General features: G+C 74.1%; 10 protein-coding genes. 1 reads left to right on the forward strand and 9 read right to left on the reverse strand.

What is annotated here, in order from left to right; all coding sequences use genetic code 11:
- Positions 1–21: 21 nt before the first annotated feature.
- The 9 genes from ETD83_RS00720 to tkt form a co-directional block, all read right to left on the reverse strand.
- A complete protein-coding gene (locus tag ETD83_RS00720; protein ID WP_138643064.1) occupies positions 22–1,236 on the reverse strand; it encodes a L,D-transpeptidase in 1,215 nt (404 codons plus the stop codon).
- A gap of 88 nt (positions 1,237–1,324) precedes the next feature.
- The gene (gene pgl / locus ETD83_RS00725) at positions 1,325–2,104 is read right to left on the reverse strand and encodes a 6-phosphogluconolactonase (protein WP_138643065.1); all 780 of its coding nucleotides are present in this window, start codon (positions 2,102–2,104) and stop codon (positions 1,325–1,327) included.
- Positions 2,101–3,132: a glucose-6-phosphate dehydrogenase assembly protein OpcA gene (locus tag ETD83_RS00730; protein ID WP_138643066.1), complete on the reverse strand. Its 1,032-nt coding sequence runs from the start codon at positions 3,130–3,132 to the stop codon at positions 2,101–2,103. The genes pgl and ETD83_RS00730 overlap by 4 nt, the downstream gene beginning before the upstream one ends.
- A 20-nt stretch (positions 3,133–3,152) precedes the next feature.
- Complete coding sequence (gene zwf, locus ETD83_RS00735; RefSeq protein ID WP_205717411.1) at positions 3,153–4,691, reverse strand: glucose-6-phosphate dehydrogenase; 1,539 nt, start codon at positions 4,689–4,691, stop codon at positions 3,153–3,155.
- A gap of 33 nt (positions 4,692–4,724) precedes the next feature.
- A complete protein-coding gene (locus tag ETD83_RS00740; protein WP_138643067.1) occupies positions 4,725–6,380 on the reverse strand; it encodes a glucose-6-phosphate isomerase in 1,656 nt (551 codons plus the stop codon).
- Positions 6,377–8,059 (reverse strand): phosphoheptose isomerase, encoded by a 1,683-nt coding sequence (locus ETD83_RS00745; RefSeq protein ID WP_138643068.1) that lies wholly within the window; start codon positions 8,057–8,059, stop codon positions 6,377–6,379. Before ETD83_RS00745 ends, ETD83_RS00740 begins: the two co-directional genes overlap by 4 nt.
- Before the next feature lie 150 nt (positions 8,060–8,209).
- Positions 8,210–9,895, reverse strand: a complete 1,686-nt coding sequence (locus ETD83_RS00750) for a glucose-6-phosphate isomerase (protein WP_138643069.1) — start codon at positions 9,893–9,895, stop codon at positions 8,210–8,212.
- A complete protein-coding gene (gene tal, locus ETD83_RS00755) occupies positions 9,892–11,007 on the reverse strand; it encodes a transaldolase (RefSeq protein ID WP_138643070.1) in 1,116 nt (371 codons plus the stop codon). Before tal ends, ETD83_RS00750 begins: the two co-directional genes overlap by 4 nt.
- 11 nt (positions 11,008–11,018) lie before the next feature.
- Positions 11,019–13,070, reverse strand: a complete 2,052-nt coding sequence (tkt, locus tag ETD83_RS00760; RefSeq protein ID WP_407921458.1) for a transketolase — start codon at positions 13,068–13,070, stop codon at positions 11,019–11,021.
- A gap of 566 nt (positions 13,071–13,636) precedes the next feature.
- On the opposite strand from tkt, the gene ETD83_RS00765 reads away from it, so the two are divergent.
- Positions 13,637–14,572, forward strand: coding sequence for a heme o synthase (locus tag ETD83_RS00765; RefSeq protein WP_407921459.1), 936 nt, complete (start codon positions 13,637–13,639; stop codon positions 14,570–14,572).
- The last annotated feature ends 211 nt before the right edge of the window (positions 14,573–14,783 follow it).

The following is a 14,783-nucleotide window of genomic DNA, read 5'->3' on the forward strand; positions in this document are numbered from 1 at the left end:
GCGGACCGGACCCGCGGGGGGTCACCTGAGCGGCGCGGCGGTGACGGGTTTACCGGTCGCGGCGCCGGCCAGCCAGTCCTGCCAGGACTTCGCCCACGGCGTTGGGCCGTTGCCGAACTGGAGCTGCCGCGAAGTGCCGGTCACCTTGACGATGTCGCCGCGCTGGGCGAAGTCGTAGAACCACTTGGCGTCCGAGGGGGAGGCGTTCACGCAGCCGTGGCTGACGTTGTCGTTTCCCTGGGAGTCGGTCGACCACGGCGCCGAGTGGACGAACGTCCCGCTGTAGGTCAGCCGGACGTTCCAGTTCGTCTTGATCCGGTACTCGCCGGGGTTGCCGGTGGTCGCGGAGTCCATGACGATGCGGCCCGCCTTCTCCTGGACGATCATCGTGCCGCTGTAGCTCTCGTGGCCCGGCTTGCCGAGGCTGACCTTCATCGTCCGGACCGTCCTGCCGCCGTCGGTGACCGTGGCGCGGTGCTTCTTCGCGTCGATGGTGGTGACGTGCTGCGGGCCGACGGTGAAGGAGACGCTGCGGTCCTTCATGCCGTACATGCCCTCACCGGCCTTCAGGCCCGCCAGGTGCGCGACGACCTTCACCTTCTGCCCGGACGGCCAGTACTCGCGGGGCCGGAAGTCGACCTCCTTGTCGCTGACCCAGTTCCAGGAGCCCTCGACCGGCCGGGACGCCTTGACCTCAAGGGCCTTCTCCACGGCGACCTTCCCGGCCTTCGTGCTCACCGGCCTGGACAGCAGCAGCTGCACCGGCATGCCGACGCCGACGGTCTCGCCGTCCAGCGGTGACATGCCGCTCTCCAGCTTCTGCTGCGGCGTCAGCGTCGTGAACGTGGACGTCGCCGTGGTCTGCTTGCCGCCCTCGCCAGTGCCCTGCGCGGTCACCGTGTACGTCGTGGACGGACGCAGGTTCCACGACGACTTCCACGACGAGCCGTCCGCCGCGAGCTTCCCTTCGGCCTTGGCGTTCTTCTTGCCATAGGTGAGGGTGACGCTCGTCAGCCTGCCGTTGTCGGCGGTGACGGTGACGGGCTTGTCGGGTTCGACCTGCTGGGCGCCGGTCGCGGGCGTGATGGCGAGCTTCACCGCGTCCTCGGCCTTGCCGCCGTCGCCTCCGGCGCCGCCGCCTCCGGACGAGCAGCCGGCGGCGGCGATGGCCGCCGCCCCCGTGATCGCCGCGATCGCCCTTCCGGTCCGGCTCTTCAGCACCAGAGCCCTCCTCATGCTCGACGCGTCCCTTTGTCAGGGTATGCACGGTTTTACGCGAGCCATGCGAAAGCACGGAGAATGGTCGGATTTCCCCTGGTCAGGGTCAAGGGGCCGCCAGGCCCTGCGCGCCGTGCGGGAGGCGGGCGGCGGCGGCCCGGTCCAGGAGGAACAGCGTGCCCAGCCGGCCCCGCGCCCCGGCGACCGGGGCCCGGGCGGGCGACGGCTCCGTCAGCCCGAGCCGGACGGCCTCGGCCTTCGAGTCACCCGCCGCCAGCAGCCACACCTCCTCCGCGGCGCGCAGCGACGGGAACGTCAGCGAGATCCGGGTCGGCGGCGGCTTCGGCGCGTCCCGCACCGCCACGACCGGGCGCTCGTCGCGCACCGCGGGCGTCTCCGGGAACAGCGACGCGACATGCGCGTCCGGGCCGACGCCGAGCATCAGCACGTCGAACGGCGGCACCGGCTCGCCGTCCTCGGGACGCGCAGCGGCCCGCAACTCGACGGCGTAGCGTTCGGCGGCGGCCTCGGGGTCGTCGCCGTCCGGGCCGTCCGCCGCCGGCATCGGGTGCACCCGCGCCGGATCGACCGGGACGTGGTCGAGCAGCGCCGCGCGGGCGCCGGTCTCGTTGCGGTCCGGGTCCCCGGTGGGCAGGAACCGCTCGTCGCCCCACCACACGTCCACGCGCCCCCAGTCGACCGCGTCGCGGGCACCGGACGCGGCCAGCGCGGCGAGCACCGCCGTGCCGACGCCGCCGCCGGTCAGCACGACCGACGCCGAGCCGCGGGCCGCCTGCGCGTCCACGAGCCGCGTCACGAGCCGCGCCGCCGCGGCCTCGGCGAGGACGTCCTGGTCGCGGTGCAGCAGGACCGACAGGGGGATCACGAACCCTCCGCGTGGTCGCGGCCCTGATCCGCGGCCTCGTCCTTGGCGGGCTCGGTCCGCGCCGCCTCCGCCGTGGCCGACACCGGCTCGCTCGCGACGCCCTCCTGCGTCGTCCCGCCCGCGAGGTCCTTGGCGAACCGGGCCGCGGCCTCGCGGTACACCTCGTCGGGGTCGAGCCGCCGCAGCTCCTCGGCCAGCAGCTCCGACATCGGGCGCCGCATCAGCGCCACCTGGCGGTCGGGCTGGCCGGGACGGCACAGCGTCGCGACCCGCCCGTCCGGGCGGTGGATCACGATGTCGCCGCCGGTCGTCGCCAGCCGGACGCCGGTGATGCCGGGGCCCTCCGACACCGACCGGTCCATCGGGACGCCGAGCCGGATCGACAGCCACGCCGCCAGCAGCTCCGCGCTCGGGCTGTCCGGCTCCGCGGTCACCTCGCCGGACACGATCTCGTCGTGGTCCTGGTCGAGCGAGGCGGCCAGCAGCGACCGCCAGTTCGTCAGCCGCGTCCAGGTGAAGTCGGTGTCGCCCGGACGGTAGCCGCCCGCGAGCTGCGCCAGGGTGCCGAGCCGGTCGCGGGCCGCGTAGGAGTCCGTCACCCGCCGCTGCGCCAGCCTGCCCAGCGGGTCCTTCGCCGGGACCTTCGGCACCTTGCCGCCCGGCCACCACGTCACCACCGGGGTGTCGGGCATCAGCAGCGGCACGACCACCGAGTCGGCGTGCTCGGCGAGCGGGCCGTACATGCGCAGCAGCACCGTCTCGCCCGGGCCGGTCTCGCCCATGCGGATCTCGGCGTCGAGCCGGGACGAGCCGCCGCGCGGGTCGCGGGAGATCACCGTCAGCACCCGGCACGGGTGCTCGCGCGCCGCCTCCGTCGCCGCGCGCACCGCGTCGTACTGCGCGGACTCGTCCGTCACGATGATCAGGGTGAGGACCATGCCGACGGCGGGACCGCCCATCAGATGCCGGGACTGCGTCAGCGCGTCCTGGATCTGCCGGGTGGTGGTCCCCGTGAGGTCGATGTTCATCTAACGCCCCGTTCGTTGATCTAGAGCCGCCGCCACGTGCGCCCGTCGCGCGCCATCAGCTCGTCGGCGCTGTCGGGCCCGTAGCCGCCGGACTTGTACTGGTCGAGACCGCCCCGGCCGGCCCAGAACTCCTCGATCGGGTCGAGGATCCGCCAGGACAGCTCGACCTCCTCCTGGCGCGGGAACAGCGGCGGGTCGCCGATCAGCACGTCCAGCAGCAGCCGCTCGTACGCCTCCGGCGAGGTCTCGGTGAACGACTCGCCGTACGCGAAGTCCATGTTGACGTCGCGGATCTCCATCGACGTGCCGGGCACCTTCGAGCCGAACCTGACCGTGATGCCCTCGTCCGGCTGGACCCGCATGACCAGGGCGTTCTGCCCGAGCTCCTCGGTGTCGGTCTCGGAGAACGGCAGGTGCGGCGCCTGCTGGAACACCATCGCGACCTCCGTCACCCGGCGGCTGAGCCGCTTGCCGGTGCGCAGGTAGAACGGGACGCCCGCCCAGCGCCGGTTGTCGATCTCCAGCTTGACCGCGGCGTAGGTCTCGGTGCGGGAGTCGGCGGGGATGCCGTCCTCGTCCAGGTAGCCGCTGACGCTCACGCCGCCCTGCCAGCCCGCCGCGTACTGCCCGCGCGCCGTGGACGCCTCCAGGTCGCCGGGCACCCGCACCGACGACAGGATCTTCGCCTTCTCGGCCCGGACGGCCTCCGCGCTGAACGACGTCGGCTCCTCCATCGCGGTCAGCGCGAGCAGCTGCAGCAGGTGGTTCTGGATGACGTCGCGGGCCGCGCCGATGCCGTCGTAGTACCCGGCCCGGCCGCCGATGCCGATGTCCTCGGCCATCGTGATCTGCACGTGGTCGACGAACGAGCGGTTCCAGATCGGCTCGAACATCGTGTTGGCGAACCGCAGCGCCAGGATGTTCTGCACGGTCTCCTTGCCGAGGTAGTGGTCGATCCGGAAGATCGACTCCTCGGGGAAGACGCGGTGGACGGTGTCGTTCAGCTCGACGGCGGTCTTCAGGTCGCGGCCGAACGGCTTCTCGATGACGACCCGCCGCCACGACGCGTCCCTGCGGTCGGCGAGGCCGCTGCGCCGCAGCTGCTCGACGACCTTCGGGAAGAACTTCGGGGGGATCGACAGGTAGAACGCGTAGTTGCCGCCCGTGCCGCGGGTGTCGTCCAGCTCCTTGACGGCCATCGACAGCGCGTCGAACGCGCCCGGGTCGTCGAACGTCCCGGGGACGAAGTGCATGCCCTCCGACAGGTGCGTCCACACGTCCTCGCGGAACGGGGTCCTGGCGTGCGCCTTGATGGACTCGTGGGCGATCTGGCGGAAGTCCTCGTGCTCCCAGTCGCGGCGGGCGAAGCCGACGAGGGAGAACCCCGGCGGGAGCAGCCCCCGGTTCGCCAGGTCGTAGATCGCCGGGAGCAGCTTCTTGCGCGACAGGTCGCCGGTGACGCCGAACAGCACGAGCACGCACGGTCCGGCCACGCGCGGGAGGCGCTTGTCCCGGGGGTCGCGGAGCGGGTTGGCCGGGCTGATCAGTGGGTCGGTCACGTGGTCCCCTTCGTCGGTGGTCGCACTGCGCGCTCATTCCCCTTCTCTGGCGGAGCCGAGCAGCCGGGCGAGCCCCGCCCAGCGGTTCTGCAGGTGCAGCCGGACCACCGGGCGGCCCGCCGCGCGCGCGTCCCTGGCGTCGCCGAGCGCCCGCGCGAGCTGCAGCATGCCGAGCCGGTGATGGCGGCCCGGGACCGGCACGTCGCGGACGACGTTCCCGGTCACCATCAGGTATACGCCCCCGTCGCGGTGATCATTCCAGATCGCGGGGTGGCCCGCGCCCCAGTCGACGGTGACCGGGCGGCGGGAGCGGGCGGCGAGCAGCGCGGCCAGCCGGCGGACCTGCGCGCCCTGCCCGTGCGCCTCGTCCGGGTCCAGGTAGGCGACGATCGCGAGATGCTCGTCGGCGCCGATCCGGGCGGCCAGCGCGTCCATCAGGGCGGGCAGGTCCGGCGCGGCCATCAGCTCCGGGACGGTCGTGAACACCTCGACGGCCCGGCCGGGGGCGCCGTCGGCGAGGAGCGGCGCGCCCGACCCGTCGTCCAGCGTGATCGGGGCCGCGCCGTGCCGCGGTGTGAGGGGGTCCAGCTCCATCAGGTAGGACGCGACGGCCGCGGCGTACTCCCACACGACGAGCTGGGCGGCGAGCGGCCCGGTGACGGTGGCGTCGTCCTGGCGGGGGCGGCCGTCGAACGTCACGAGGAACAGGTCCTCGCCGGGCCGCAGGGGGAGGCCGCCGTCCTGGACGACCGGCGTCAGCCGTCCGCACGCCGTCTCCTCCAGCAGGAGCGCGACCCAGCGCGCGAGGCCCGGCAGCGCCGCCGGATAGCCGCCGAGCACGGCCGTGCGCCGCCCGGCGCGGACCGCGCCGCCGAGGATCGCGCCGAGGACGAGCCCCGGGTTGTTCTCCGGCCGGGTGAGCGACGGCAGGACGGCGGTGGCGCCGTCGAGCAGCGCGCGGACGTCGGCGCCGGCGAGCGCGGCGGGCACCAGCGCGTAGGGGGACAGGGCGCCGAACGCGGTCGGCGCGGGCGCCTCGATCAGCGGATGGCCCGCCTCGGCGGCGAACTTGGCGGCCGCGGCGCGCGGCTCGGCGACCGTGACGAACCGCCGCGCCGCCTCCGCGGGCGACAGGCCGAGGCCGGCCCTGAGCATCCCGTCGAGGACCTGGCGGAGCGCGTCGGAGCCGGGGTCGTCGCCCGTCACCACGATCAGCGTCCGGTTCAGCCGCTCCGGGTCGTCGCCGAGGCGCAGCACCGGGCCGGGGTCCGGCCCGTCGAGGACCGTGAGCGGCACGGCGGGGGAGCGCGGGCCGCCGTTCGCGCTGTCCGCGCCGCCTTCGCCATCGGCGGCCCGGCGGTGCGCCGCGACGATCAGTTCGGCGGCGCGGGCCGGGGCCCCGTGCCCGAGCAGCGCGACCTCGGTCAGCCCGTCCGCGCGCGCCCGCCGCCGCAGCTCCTCGGCGCGCTCCAGGGCGGCGCGTCCCGGCCCGGGCTGACTCGGCCAGCACAGCGCGCGGCCCTCCGCCCCTGCGGTCCCGGCGGACGGCCACAGCGTCGGGTCCTCCGAGGCGAGCCGGACGGGCACCTCGTCGATCCAGAGCCGGCCCAGCACCCGCTCGGCGGCCTCCCTGAGCGGCCCTCGGGCGGTGATGGCCGTCTCCCCCGAGACGACGGCGGTGAAGCTCACGGCCTGCGCGCTCCCGCCACCGCCCGCACCGCCTCGGTGAGCCTGCCCGCGCCGTCCACCGGGTCGCGCAGATGCAGCCGGATCACCGGGAGCCGCCGCCTGCGCAGCGCCCGCAGCTCACCGAGCGCCCGCGCGATCTGCAGCTTCGCCAGGCTGTAGGGGCGGCCGGGGACGGGCTGCGCGGCGAGCGCGTCACCCGGCGCCGGGTCGCCGGTGATGATGAGGAACGCGCCGTTGCCCCGGCCGTCCTTGTGCACCGGTCCGGTGGCGTGCGGGTAGGCGGGCCCCGGCCCGTAGGCGACCGGACGCCCGGACGCGCGGGCGAGCGACGGCGCGAGATAACGGCCGGAGAAGTCGCCCAGGTACGTCATGACCGCCAGGTAACCGTCGGACGGCACGGACGCCACCAGCCCGCCGAGCACGGTCTGCAGCTCGGCGCCCGGCGGCCACGGGAAGTCGGCGTGCACCTCGATGCCGTCCTCGACGTACACCGGCCGCTCCCCGGACGGCGGCCCGTCGCCCGCCGTGCGCAGCAGCGCCGCCGCGTCGTCCTCCGCCTCCTGGACGACCGTGCCGCCCGCCTCGAACGGGTTCACGCCGAGCAGCCAGCCAGCGACCGCCGTCGCGTACTCCCACAGCAGGAACTGCGCGCCGAGCGGCGCCCACACCGAGGTGTCGGACTCCTCGTCGGCCGCCGACCGCGGGTTGATCGACACGCCGTGCACGTCGGGGAACGCGCCGCGCCCGCCGAGCGCCTCCAGCGTCAGCACGCCCTGGCCGCGCTTGCCCGTGCCGACCGCGAGGAGCTGGGAGATCCAGGCGCTCAGCGCGCCCGTCCCGCCGGGCTCGCGCAGCAGCACCTTGTCGCGGGCGAGACCGCCCTCCCCCTGCTGCGCGCAGCCGCCGAGGATCGCGCCGAGCAGCAGGCCCGGGTTGTCCTCGTCCTTGCCGAGCGACGGCACCAGCGACGCCGCCTCCTCCAGCAGCCGCTCCGCGTCGGCGCCCGCGAGCACGGCCGGGACCAGCCCGTACGCCGACAGCGCCCCGTAGTGACCGGGCAGGTACGGGTCGGTCAGGCCGATCCGGTAGCCGCACTGCCGGGCGAAGTCGTGCAGCGGGCTCCCGTGGTCGGTGATGACGAGGAACCGGCTCGCGATCTCCCGCTCCGACAGGCCCCGCTCGCGGAACGCGGCCGCGAAGATCCTGCGGTAGGCGTCGCCTTCGAGCGACACGCCCGCCTTGCTGGCCAGCACGACCAGCGTCCGGTCGAGCCGCTCCAGCGCGAACGCGAGCGCGGCGGTGTCGCCGCCGTCCAGGACGGTCAGCTCGCCGGCCGGGCGGCCGGTCCCGTTCGCGTCCCGCTCGGCGCCGGGGGGCGCGTGCGCCTCCATGATCGCCTGCGCGGCGAGGCTCTCCGCGCCGACGCCGATCAGCACGATGTGGTCGAGACCCGAGTAGCGCGCCTCCGCCACCAGGCCGTCCACCTGGTTCAGCAGCCCGCGGGAGGCGAACGGCAGGTCGAGCCAGCCGAGGCGGCTGTGGTCGACCGCGCGGCGGCCCCACAGCCGCGGGTCCTTCGCGGCCAGCGCGCCGGGGACGCCGCAGCTCACGAGGTAGTCCCTCGCGCGCAGCGCCGAGTCCAGCACGTCGCCGCGCGTCAGTACGTCGAATCCGGACACTGCACCCTCCTGCCCCCCATCGTTTCAGGAGAGAAAGGGCATTCGCGACCTTCTCCATCGATCTTCTTCGCGCCGCCCGGTCAGGCGGCCGGGTCAGGCCGGTGGGTCAGGCCGGTGGGTCAGGCCGCGGGTCGGATCGGCGGTCGGCGATCAGGCGAGCGCCGCGGCGAGCTGGGCGAGGCCCTCCCCGCGGTCGCGCAGATGGAGGCGGACGGCGGGACGGCCGAGCGACCGGACCACCCGCAGGTCGCCGAACGCCTGCGCGAGCTGCAGCTCCCCGAGGCTGTACGGCCGCCCGGGGATCGGGACGTCGTCCGTGACGGCACCGGTGACCTGCAGGAACGCCCCGTTCTGGGGGCCGCCCTTGTGGTACTGGCCGACGGTGTGCAGCGAACGCGGCCCCCACCCGAACGTCACGGGCGCCGGACGCCGGCGGACCTTCGCACCCCGCGCGGCCAGCAGCGGCCGGAGCCCGGCCGCCGCCGCGTCCCCGACCCGGTCCAGGTAGGCGACCACGGCGAGGTAGCCGCCGTCCGGGACGTCCTCCAGAACCAGGTCGAGGACCTCGGTCAAGGTCTGCGCGCCGCGCAGCGCGCCCTCCGGGGCGTGCACCTCCACCGCGCCCGCCACCAGTTCCGGGGGCCGCCGCACGACCGTGGGCGCCGCGCCCTCATCGGAGCGCAGCAGCGCCGCCGTGCTCTCCAGCGACTGGACGGCGCCCGGCTCGGCGAACGGGTCCACGCCGATCACCCGGGACGCCGCCGCGACCGCGTACTCCCACAGCAGGAACTGCGCGCCGAGCGGACCGGCGACGCTCACGCCGGCCTCGCGTCCCGGGCCGGGCTCGTCCGGGCGGCGGCCCAGGATGACGCGGCGCAGGTCGTCGGCCAGCTCGAAGCCCGGCGCGTCGACGCTCTCCACCACGACGGGCAGCAGGCCCTTGCCGTCCTTGCCCATCGCCCCGCCGACCAGCTGCTCGGCCCACGCGGCGAAGCCGCCGAGACCCGAGCCGTGGTCGGCGATGACCAGCTTGTCGCGGGCGCCGAGCGCCGACGAGGCGAGCGCCGCGCCCAGCGCCAGCGCCGGGTTGTCGTACGGCTGCCGGAGCGCCCGGGCCAGCCGGGACGCCTCGTCCAGCAGGACGGTCACGTCCACCCCGGCGAGCGCGGCGGCGACGACGCCCCGCGCGCCGAGCGCGCCGAACCGCGAGTCGACGTCGGTTTCCGCGTGGACGAGGTGATGCCCCGCGTCCAGGGCGGCGCGTGCGAGCGCGGAGCCCTCCTCCGCCACGACCACGAACCGGCGGGCCAGCTCGGCGCCGCCGAGCCCGGCCTCGGTGAACGCGCGCCCGAAGACGCGGCGCAGCGACTCCGCCTCGGCGCTCTCGCCCACCACGACGACGAGCGTCCGGTCCAGGTCGCCGGCGAGGACGCCCGACACCTCATGCGGGTCGGAGGTGTCCAGAACGATCAGCTCCGTCCCTCCGGAGGCGCCCCCGTCGGGGTCGCGGAGCAGGGTGCGGAACATCGCGTCGGCGGCGAGCGCGGAACCGCCCGCGCCCAGGAGGACGACCCGGTCGAGACCGGCGTCGCGGGCCTCGGCCGCCGGATCGGCCAGCCGGCCCGCCAGCGACCGCGAGGTCTCCGGCAGGTCCAGCCAGCCGAGGCGGCGGGCGGCAAGCGGGGCCGCGTCGGGCCCCCACAGGTTGGCGTTCCCGGACGTCAGCGACCCCGGGACGCCGTCGGAGACGAGCCGGTCCAGGACCGTCTCGCTCTCGTCGACGACGGCGCCGCGGATGGTGACCGAGATCCCCCCGGCGGTCACCACCGAGGTCACGCGCCGGCCCTCTTGGCGTCCAGCTCGCCGGTGATGGACTCGAGCAGTTCCTTCCACGAGGCCGCGAACTTCTCGACGCCCTCGTCCTCGAGCACCTTCACGACGTCGTCGTAGTCGACCCCGGCGTCCTTCAGCGCCGCCATGTGCGCGCGGGCGTCGTCGTAGGCGCCGCGGACGGTGTCGCCGCGCAGCTGACCGTGGTCGGCCACCGCCTCCAGCGTCGCCTCCGGCATCGTGTTGACCGTGCCGGGCGCGACCAGCTCGTCCACGTAGAGCGTGTCGACGAGGTCGGGGTCCTTCACGCCGGTCGAGGCCCACAGCGGACGCTGCGGACGCGCCCCCGCGTCCTTCAGCGCCTTCCACCGGTCCGTGCCGAACCTCTCCTCGTACAGCGCGTACGCGAGCCGCGCGTTGGCGAGGCCCGCCTTGGACTCCAGCGCCTTCGCCCCGTCCGTGCCGATCTTCTTCAGCCGCTTGTCGATCTCGGTGTCGACCCGGCTGACGAAGAACGACGCGACCGACGCGATCTTCGACAGGTCGTGCCCGTTCTCCCTCGCCTGCTCCAGCCCGGCGAAGAACGCGTCGATGACCTCGCCGTAGCGCGCCAGCGAGAAGATCAGCGTCACGTTCACGCTGATGCCCTGCGCCAGCGTCGCCGTGATCGCCGGCAGGCCCTCCTTCGTCGCCGGGATCTTGATGAACAGGTTGGGCCGGTCCACCAGCCACCACAGCACCCGCGCCTCGGCGACCGTCGCGCGGGTGTCGCGGGCCAGCCTCGGGTCGACCTCGATCGACACGCGGCCGTCGAGGCCGTCCGTCCGGTCGTACACCGGGCGCAGCACGTCGCAGCCCCAGCGGATGTCGCGGGTGATGATCGCGCGGGACGCCTCCTCGACGTCCATGCCGAGCACCGCCAGGTCGCGGACCTGGTCGTCGTAGGCCGTGCCCTTGCTCAGCGCCTTCGCGAAGATCGTCGGGTTGGACGTGACGCCCACCACGTTCCTGTCCTTGACCAGCTCCGCCAGGTTGCCCGACTTCAGCCGGTCGCGGCTGATGTCGTCCAGCCAGATCGACACGCCCTCGTCCGAGAGCGCCTTCAGAATGTCGCTCATCGTCCCTCTCCCTAGTTGCCGGTGGTCTCGCCGCGCCCGGCGTGCTTGACGCTCGCCTTGATCAGGCTGGCCTTCGCCGCCGCCACGACCCGCTCGGAGGTGAGGCCGAACTGCAGGAAAAGCGTCTTGTGGTCGGCGGACGCGCCGAAGTGCTCCAGGCTCACCGCCTCGCCGGCGTCCCCGATGTAGGAGCGCCAGCCGAGCGCGATCCCGGCCTCGACCGAGACGCGGGCGCGCACGCCGGGCGGCAGGACCTCCTGCCGGTACGCGTCGGTCTGCGCCTCGAACCACTCCACGCACGGCATCGACACGACGCGGGCCGGGGTGCCCTCCGCCTGCAGCGTGGCGCGGGCCTCCAGCGCGAGCTGCACCTCGCTGCCGGTCGCGATGATGATCACGTCGGGCTGCCCGCCGTCGGCGTCGGCCAGCACGTAGCCGCCCTTCGCGGCGCCCTCCGCGGACGCCAGCTCGCCGCCCCGGTCGAGCGTCGGCAGCTTCTGCCGCGTCAGCGCGAGGCCGGCCGGGCGGTCGGTGTGCCCGAGGATCGTCCGCCACGCCACCGCGGTCTCGTTGGCGTCCCCCGGGCGGACGACGTCCAGGCCCGGGATCGCCCGCAGCGCCCACAGGTGCTCGACGGGCTGGTGCGTGGGGCCGTCCTCGCCGAGGCCGATCGAGTCGTGCGTCCACACGAATGTGACCGGCAGCTTCATCAGCGCCGCCAGCCGCACCGCAGGACGCATGTAGTCGCTGAAGACCAGGAACGTGCCGCCGTAGGGGCGGGTGCCGCCGTGCAGCGCGATGCCGTTGCAGATCGCGGCCATGGCGTGCTCGCGGACGCCGAAGTGCAGCGTCCGGCCGTACCGGTGCCCGGGGAACTCCTTGGTCTGGAACTCCTCGGGGATGAACGACGGCTCGCCCTTCATCGTCGTGTTGTTGCTCTCGGCCAGGTCGGCCGAGCCGCCCCACAGCTCCGGCAGCACCGGCGCCAGCGCGGCGAGGATCTGCCCGGACGCGGCGCGGGTCGCGATGTCCTTGCCGACCTCGAACGCCGGCAGCGAGGCGGCCCATTCGGGCGGCAGCGCGCGGGACGCGACCCGGTCGAACTCGGCGGCCCGCTCCGGGTTCGCCGACCGCCACGCCTCGAACGTCTTGTTCCATCCGGCGTGGTCGGCGCGGCCCCGCTCGCACACCCCGCGCGCGTGCGCCAGGACGTCCTCGGGGACGTGGAACGTCTCCGCCGGGTCCAGGCCGAGGATCCGCTTGGTCGCCGCGACCTCGTCGTCGCCGAGCGCCGAACCGTGGGCCTTGCCGGTGTTCTTCTTGTTCGGCGCGGGCCAGCCGATGATCGTCCGCAGCGCGATGAACGACGGGCGGGACGTCTCGGCCTTCGCCGCGGCGAACGCGGCGGCCAGCGCGGCGACGTTCTCCTCGTAGTCGCCGTTCTCCGTCCAGTCGACGTAGTGGACGTCCCAGCCGTAGGCGGCGTACCGGGCCCGCACGTCCTCCGACATCGCGATCGCGGTGTCGTCCTCGATGGAGATGCGGTTGTCGTCGTACAGCAGGACCAGGTTCCCGAGCCGCTGGTGGGCGGCGAGGGCGCTCGCCTCGTGGCTGATGCCCTCCTGGACGTCGCCGTCGGACGCGAACGCCCAGACCATGTGGTCGAACGGCGACTCGCCCTGCGGCGCGTCGGGGTCGAACAGGCCGCGCTCGCGCCGCGCCGCCATCGCCATCCCGACGGCGTTCGCGATGCCCTGCCCCAGCGGGCCCGTCGTCGTCTCCACGCCCGCGGTGTGCCCGAACTCCGGGTGGCCGGGGGTGAGGCTGCCCCACTTGCGCAGGGCCCGCAGGTCCTCCAGCGTCATCGGGTAGCCCGACAGGTACAGCTGGATGTAGAGGGTCAGGCTGGAGTGGCCGCAGGACAACACGAACCTGTCCCGGCCGGGCCAGTGCGGGTCCGTCGGGTCGTGCCGCAGGAAGCGCTGGAAGAGGAGGTAGGCGGCGGGCGCGAGGCTCATCGCCGTCCCCGGGTGGCCGGAGCCCGCCTCCTCGACCGCGTCCATCGCGAGGGCGCGGACCACGTCCACCGCCCGCCGGTCTTGGTCGGACCACTCAAACGTGCTGTTTGCCCTGCTCACGGAACGCCGGGCTCCTCTCGAACCGGTGTACGGACTGTGCTCTGTGCGCCGTCCGCGCGCGTCCGCCCCATGAGCGGTAACGTCCGGCGGCGCGGCGCCTCTTCCCGCCGGTCCCGTGCGACGCCGCGTCCGTGACCGGCGAAGATCATGACTCGCCCATCGCGAGCCTATCGCCAAGCACCCCTGCCCGGACGTACCGGCGGCTAACCCCCGCGCCGGGGGGATCCGGCGGGGTGATCAGGCGACCCGGTGCGTGGCCTCCGGAGGGGGCGCACTACAGTGATTGCGCGGTTGACGACAGCGGCCGCGGCAGGAAGAAGCCGGAAGTTGCATCCAGCCGAGGCCGGCCCGGATCGCGGGGGCGCCGCCGAGGTGGTACGCGACTTTCTCATCCCTAGTTGGACGTGGACCCGATTGTGACGGTGCTCAGCAACAAGCGCGGAGTCGAGGTCGAGATCGACCTCGACGCGGGGGCGTCCGTGGCCCCGCTCGTGCCGGTGACCGCAGACCCGGCTCTCGACCTGGCCCCGGCCGTCCGGCGGACGTTCGGGGCGAGCGTGCGCGCGTACGTGGCCCTGACGAAGCCGCGCGTGATCGAGCTGCTCCTGATCACCACCATCCCGGTGATGTTCCTCGCGTCCGGCGGCGTCCCTGAGCTGTCCACCGTGCTGCTGACGCTGGCGTTCGGCACCATGTCCGCCGGCGCCGCCAACGCGATCAACTGCTACATCGACCGCGACATCGACGCCAAGATGCGCCGCACCCGGCGGCGCCCGCTGGCCCGCCACCAGGTCACCCCGGCCCGCGCGCTGATCTTCGGCGTCGGGCTCGCCGTGCTGTCCACGGCCGGGTTCCTGCTCGCCGTCAACCCGGTCGCCGCCGCGGGGTCGCTGTTCGCGATCCTGTTCTACGTCTTCGTGTACTCGCTGCTGCTCAAGCGGCGGACGTCGCAGAACGTCGTGTGGGGCGGCATCGCCGGGTGCATGCCCGTCCTCATCGGGTGGGCGTCGGTCACCGGCGGCGTCGCCTGGACGCCGTTGGTCCTGTTCGGCGTCGTGTTCCTCTGGACGCCGCCGCACACCTGGACGCTCGCGATGCGCTACCGCGACGACTACGCGGTCGCCAAGGTCCCGATGCTGCCGGTCGTCGCCACCGAGCGCCGCGTCGTCACCGAGAGCCTCGTCTACACCTACGCCACCGTGGCCTGCTCGCTGCTGCTGTGGCCGGTCGCCGGGATGGGCCCGGTGTACGGCGCCGTCGCCGTCGTCCTCGGCCTGGTGTTCCTCGCCGAGGGCCACCGGCTGCTCCGCGCGGTGCGGGCCGGGGTGACGGGCGTCCACCTCCGGCCGATGCGGTTCTTCCACCTGTCGAACGTCTACCTGGCGCTGCTGTTCACGGCCGTGGCCGTCGACCCGATCCTGTCCTAGGCGGGCGTTCCCGCCGCGGGCGTCTCTCCGTTCGCCGGAACCTCCCGTTACGCTTCGCAACATGACGCACGTGGACCCCAAGGCGGTGCTCGAAGGCCGGGTTCCGGGCCGGCCGCCGCTCGGCATGATCCTCGGCATGACCGTCTCGGGCGTGTGCGTCCTCATCGCGCTCGGCCTGACCGCCGCGCTCGGCGGGGCGGGCTTCTGGGTG

This window comes from Actinomadura soli (genome assembly GCF_005889715.1).
GTDB classification, from domain to species: Bacteria; Actinomycetota; Actinomycetes; order Streptosporangiales; family Streptosporangiaceae; genus Spirillospora; species Spirillospora soli.

Bases quoted from the DNA above. Each gene is read 5' to 3' on its own strand.
- ETD83_RS00720 (WP_138643064.1), bottom strand. From the start codon at position 1,236: ATGAGGAGGGCTCTGGTGCTGAAGAGCCGGACCGGAAGGGCGATCGCG.
- ETD83_RS00730 (WP_138643066.1), bottom strand. From the start codon at position 3,132: ATGAACATCGACCTCACGGGGACCACCACCCGGCAGATCCAGGACGCG.
- tal (WP_138643070.1), bottom strand. From the start codon at position 11,007: ATGAGCGACATTCTGAAGGCGCTCTCGGACGAGGGCGTGTCGATCTGG.
- tkt (WP_407921458.1), bottom strand. From the start codon at position 13,070: ATGGACGCGGTCGAGGAGGCGGGCTCCGGCCACCCGGGGACGGCGATG.